This window comes from Occallatibacter sp., from assembly GCF_049802275.1.
GTDB lineage: Bacteria > Acidobacteriota > Terriglobia > Terriglobales > Acidobacteriaceae > Telmatobacter.
Window position 1 is genome coordinate 1 of the sequence record NZ_JBARMD010000107.1, and the last position, 5,494, is coordinate 5,494.

The window sequence follows — 5,494 nt, forward strand, 5'->3', positions numbered from 1 at the left end:
ATTACGATCTGGGCTGCACTTACTTTGGCGCGACCTATGAGGACAAGCACCTGCAGATTCCACAGTCGCTCCAGAGCAACATCAACTATCGCTTTTTCCAGACCGGCCACATGGTCTACATCACCACGCCCGCTCTGAAAGAACTTCACGACGCCACCGCGGACTTCATCAGGAACACCGAAGACGGCGGTAAATAACTGCAGACGCCGGCGGCCCTCCAACACGGAGGGCCGGCGCTGCAATCCATCAGGGGAAAACGGATCAAATAATGAACCTTATGGCTAACCTCGTACGATTGCGGGCTAGAATTGTGCCTTCACCGCGTTGACGGGCGCACCTTGCGATTCCAGCGTCGCCGATTTCTGAAGTTCAATCTCTGCATCTCGTGGCTGTTCATTTTTGCGGTAAGCTTCAGCCAACACCCGATGGTACGCTGCATTTCCACTATTCATCTTGACGGCGGTTTCTAAGTTGCCGACTGCATCCTTGGTCAATCCTGATTCCAACTGCAGACGACCAAGCAGAAAGTAAACTGCATCGTCCTTCGAGCCGGATTTTGCCAGTTCGACTAACAGCTCTTGCGCATTGGCTTTTTCTCCGAGTTCCAAATCGCTGAGCGCCAGTGCGTACTTTGCCGCCGAACTTGTGGGATGCAAACGCAAGGCAATACGCAGCTGTTCGGCGGCCTGGCCATAGAGCGTCCTGCTTGCATATGCCTCGCCAAGGGCTTGATGTATCTCCTCAGCCTCAGGGTGCGCCGCCTCGAGAAGCTGCAACTGAGCCATCCCTTTTTGGTAGTCCCCGGCTATCGCCATGGACCCGAAATAGGCCAGACCCACTGGAGTATTCGCATCGATTCTAGTTTCCATCGGCTGCAGCACCAGATAGGTCTGGGCGTAATCCTGGGTCACGAAAAGGCTCATCCCTAGCATTGATCGAATACCATCGTCCTCCGGATGCAACGCGAGAGCCCTGTTCAACGGTCCAACTGCATCTGAATAGTTGCCCGCGGCGAAGGTCGCACGACCCCACTTATTGTCAATATTCCCAAGCTTGAGGTCCCAATGCGCTGCACGCCTGAAATAACTTGCTGCCGCTCCAAAATCTCCGGCGGTTGCGGCATGGACTCCAAGACTGTCATAGCTGCTGGCGATCATATGTCCCGCCTCGCCCTCGAGCTTCTCCTGTTCTTCTATCTCTTCGGGATTGGCTTCGTGCGTCTTTCCGTTCTGCAGCTTGAACACTGTATTTCCATGCAGCCTCGACTCGGCTTGTTGCGCCTTTTCGATAAGCAGATCACGCGAGATGTCCAGTTCTTTTCGGCCATTCGCCAGATCGCCTCTCTTTATGAGCAGCCGCCCAAGGCAGAAGTGAGCACGTTCAACCTCATATTCGTTCTTTGCTGGAACCATGGTTATTGCTATCTGCTTGCGGAACGCAGCCTCGGCGTCATCAATTCGTCCCAACTCGGTGTAGAGTTGGCCGAGAAGCGCGTAAGCCGCGGTGTTGAGTGGATCGAGCTCAATGGCGCGCTTCAAGTCCGATTCCGCATCACCAAATCTATGCTGGATCAACTCAATCCGACCCAGCGCGACATAAACCAGTGGCTGGCGGGAATCTACCGTTAGTTCTTTGCGAAGCTCTGGCTCGGCCTCGCCGTAAGAAGGCTCGCCGGTCTGCATCATGTACGTGGCACCCAGTGAAAAATGTGCGCCCGGCAGCTGATCGTTCTTCGCAATCGCCATTTTGAATTCATGGACTGCGTCTTCGTAGAAAGTGGCCTGGCCATAAAGTTTGCCTAACCTGAAATGGAGCTCGGCAGTATCTCCGAACTGTGCCTGCATCTCAGTAAATATCTTCGAGCCATTCGCCTTATCGCCAAGCGCAAGGTAGGCCCCGGCCAGGGCATAAGAACTCTCGAACCCCGGCTGCAAATCAGCCAGTGTCTTGAACTGTTCCACAGCTTCTTTGTATTCCCCCAGGCCCATCATTGCCTGAGCCAATAGAGAAATGGCAGCGGGGTTGGGGGGCTGGCCGTTTCGCTTTAGAAACTCCAGAGTCGTGGACGCCAGCGTCTTCGCCTTGTTCCAATCAAATCCGTCGAGAGCCGCTGCGGCATAATCCAGGTTCAGATCGATGCTATTCGGCATCAGCCCCAGCGCTTCATCGTACACCGGAACTGCCTGTGAATAGATCCCCAGATTGGCTCGCGCATTGGCAATCTGATGGAGCAGCGCTGCGAGAAACGCCTTGTGCTCAGCATCTGCCCGTTCCAGCTCACCCTCGTCTTGCAGCCGAAATGCTTCATCGTAATGTTGCTGCACCGGTGACTTCGGAATGCCTGGGGACTGTTCCGACGCATAGGCGCTGTGGGACATTCCCGTAAGCATTGCCGCCATGCAGACGAGCATCGCGTTGCGCACGGATGACCGAACCCGAGCTGGCGTGGCGAGCACCCCAACTCCGCATTCAATTGCACACACGCTGCACACCAGTCCTTTCTCAAAATGAAACGAAGAACCCAGTGGGAGAGGCTTGGTTTCGCAAATGAAGACTGAGAGTTGAACAATCTTATAGGACGATTTCTCTGACACGCCACCATAATCTTCAGTTGGCTGTCAATTTAAGAAATGATTTGCGGGTGGTCGATTGCGGATGGTGGCAGGACGGATCGCGTAAGTCTTTCGACCCGTGCGAGATCTTCATAAAGTCCTCTAACTGATTGCGCTGAAGCAATCACTATCGAGCTGCTCATCGACCGCTTGATTGTCACGATCAATCTAAAACGATTGTCAGCCGGTTACTTCCAACAAAGCTGACCGTTCATTCCAATATTGATGCCTCCGCGGAGTCAGCCGCCTGGCTCGGTCCGGAGTTCATAATTTTCTTCGGAGTTTCCGAGTGACATCAAGTCACCGAGAGTAACACTCACCTCAGAGCCATGTAGGTTTTCTCAGGCGAATCGATATGATCCATGTTTCTAACGACGGCAGACTCGCTCTCTGAATCCTTTAGCTCACGAAAAATCATTCTGGCTTGCTGATAGCGGGCAAGCGCGTTCTGCCGGTCGTGCAAAGTGGCGTACGCAAAGCCCATATCGTTAAGAACGGCTGCCTCGTTGACGCGGTTGCCGGCGGCCTGCATAAGTGGAAGCGCCTGCGCCAAGTATTCCAGGGCTCGCTTGCCGTCGTGCCATGCGTTATAGGCGGAACCGAAGTTGCAGAGAGTTGCAGCCTGGCCAGTCTCGTCCTTGAGATCGTTGTAGGTGGCAAGAGCCGCCCTCAGATACTGGAAGGTCTTACTCTTCTTTCTCAAAGCCATATAGGAGAGGGCGATGTTGTTTAAGACGGCTGCACGGCTGGGAGAATCATTCGCAAGCTGGTAGAGAGGAAGCGATTCTTCATAGAACGGGAGAGCCCGATCGGGAAAACCCCAGAGGCGGTAGACGTCGCCTATGTGCGCAAGCGCTGAAGCCTCGCCGGGGGAATCTTTCAACTGTTGCCAGATCGAAAGAGCGTCCTTGTATTGGTCGATAGCCTTCTGCATCTGACCGAGAGCGCCGTAACATGTGCCTATCTGCAGAAGGGCTGCTGCCTCAAGCTTTCCGTCGCCGCTTACCCGATACGTCGTGCGCAATTTATCCAGCGAAGCTAGCACCTTTTCGATCCGACGCGCTCTGGATTCCGATGGTCCGGAGAGGGTCAGCACGTCCACACCAGGATTCACTTTGCTGGGACTGGCTCTTCCTGTCGGCATGGAAACTGCGGAATCTGTGGTTCGCAATTCCATTCGGCGCTGAGCATCGATAACCTGACCACCAACCTGACCACCGCTGAATTGCGGCTCCTGTGCAACAGCCTCATTGCGGGCGGCTGCGAAGTATGCCGAACCAATACCTATGGACACCAAAACCAGAGTGGGGAATCTCCAGATGGGCATGACAATCCTCCGCGCCTGATGTCATGCACCAGGCGAAACAGAGCCCAATTTGTCCGTCGTTGCCGAGGGTTTTTTGAGCAGGGGAGGTTCCCCTCGGATTGAGGGATTCTGAGCGAGACTGACTTATTTGTCAACAGAGATCTTCAGGCCGGGACGCATGAACCCCACCGCGTTTCTCAATGAGAAACATTGGCGCCCTGGAAATCGCAATTAGTCCACGACGTCGCTTTGTAACAAGAGCTTTAAGGTGACGGGGATCGCCTCACGGCCACGTTGCCAGAAAGCAAATAACGATTCCCGAATATTTCCACGCCTTTGCAGTGATAAATTGAGGTCCGTGAAGACGACAGGGCTGCTTCGATTCGATGGCGCTGTGGAGCGCGATCCCGCCATCGACGCGTGGATGGAAAAGCACGCCGGTGAATTGCGAGCCATCGCGCATCAGTGGTTTGAGGTGATGCGAAAGTGCGGGGACGAAGTGCGGGAACTTTTGCATGACGGCTGCCCGGTTGCGTGTTTGGGAGACGCGCCCTTCGGCTATGTCAATGTATTCACCTCGCACGTCAACGTGGGGTTCTTTCACGGCGCATCGTTGCCAGATCCGGCGCGCTTGTTGCAAGGCACGGGCAAGTTCATGCGCCACGTGAAACTGAGACAGGGAACGGCCGCGAACACCGCCGCGCTAAGCAGGCTCATCGATGCGGCGTACTCCGATATAAAGGCGCGCGTCGAGAACGGCTAGGTCAATTCGAGTAGCCGTATCCGAAGCCGCTGTGCCAAGGTCAACGCGACCACCATTTCGACAATGTGCTTTTCGGCATTCCGCATCAGCTTCCCAAAACTTCAGTGATCTTTCCGGCCTCCGGCAGTCGGTTCAGAATCCGATGCTGCCAAGTCCAAACCTCGTGTCTCGACTTGGATGCGACGGTCGCGATGAGGGATTGCCGCGGCTCGACGTCGTGACCTGAGGCGCACCGGCGGCAGGAAAGGGAGGGCTTATTCTTAACTACAGTCATTCATGGGGTGGCACCGCCCCCAGAAAGAATGAAGATTGGGGTTGGTGGTTTCCACCCATGCCGCGATGGAACTGCGTCATGGATGGGCACCTTAGTTTTCTGGCCTGACAATCTTCACGGCAGATTTCATCCGTGTCAGATTTCGCACAAAGCGTGAAGCAGCAAGTCGACATCGTCAAGGTGATCGAGGGCTACATCCGCCTGCGCAAGGCGGGGGCGCAGAACTATTCGGGGCTGTGCCCGTTTCACAAGGAAAAATCACCTTCGTTTTCAGTGCACGCGGTGCGGCAGTTTTATCACTGCTTCGGATGCGGTGTATCGGGGGATGTTTTCAGCTTTGTGGGCAAGATCGAGAATGTTTCCTTTCCTGAAGCCGTGCGGATTGTGGCGCAGAAGAGCGGGATTCCCCTGCCCAAGCGGGAGTTCTCCTCCCCAGAGGAAGCGGCTGAAGCCCGGATGCGCGGGAAACTGCTCGACCTGCATGAGGCGGCGACTTGCTGGTTCGAGGAGCAGTTGCGCGGGCCGGAGGGAGCGCTGGC

Annotated in this window: 4 protein-coding genes and 1 pseudogene; 3 read left to right on the forward strand and 2 right to left on the reverse strand. The window is 55.2% G+C overall.

The features are described 5' to 3' along the window. A pseudogene (locus WA354_RS03495) lies at positions 1-197 on the forward strand (peptidase S10); the annotation flags it as partial. A 105-nt stretch (positions 198-302) separates the two neighbouring features. Here the strand turns inward: WA354_RS03495 and WA354_RS03500 are convergent. Next, positions 303-2,456 (reverse strand): tetratricopeptide repeat protein, encoded by a 2,154-nt coding sequence (locus WA354_RS03500; protein WP_472811623.1) that lies wholly within the window; start codon positions 2,454-2,456, stop codon positions 303-305. 472 nt (positions 2,457-2,928) lie between these two features. Continuing rightward, on the reverse strand, positions 2,929-3,939 hold the full coding sequence (locus tag WA354_RS03505; RefSeq protein WP_472811624.1) for a tetratricopeptide repeat protein: 1,011 nt from the start codon (positions 3,937-3,939) through the stop codon (positions 2,929-2,931). Positions 3,940-4,276: 337 nt separating this feature from the next. On the opposite strand from WA354_RS03505, the gene WA354_RS03510 reads away from it, so the two are divergent. Both WA354_RS03510 and WA354_RS03515 read left to right on the forward strand, forming a co-directional pair. After that, positions 4,277-4,681 carry a DUF1801 domain-containing protein gene (locus tag WA354_RS03510; RefSeq protein ID WP_472811625.1) on the forward strand — a complete coding sequence of 135 codons (405 nt, stop codon included), beginning with the start codon at positions 4,277-4,279 and terminating at the stop codon, positions 4,679-4,681. A gap of 406 nt (positions 4,682-5,087) precedes the next feature. Beyond that, a partial coding sequence (locus tag WA354_RS03515) for a CHC2 zinc finger domain-containing protein (RefSeq protein WP_472811626.1) occupies positions 5,088-5,494 on the forward strand: 407 nt, incomplete at its 3' end.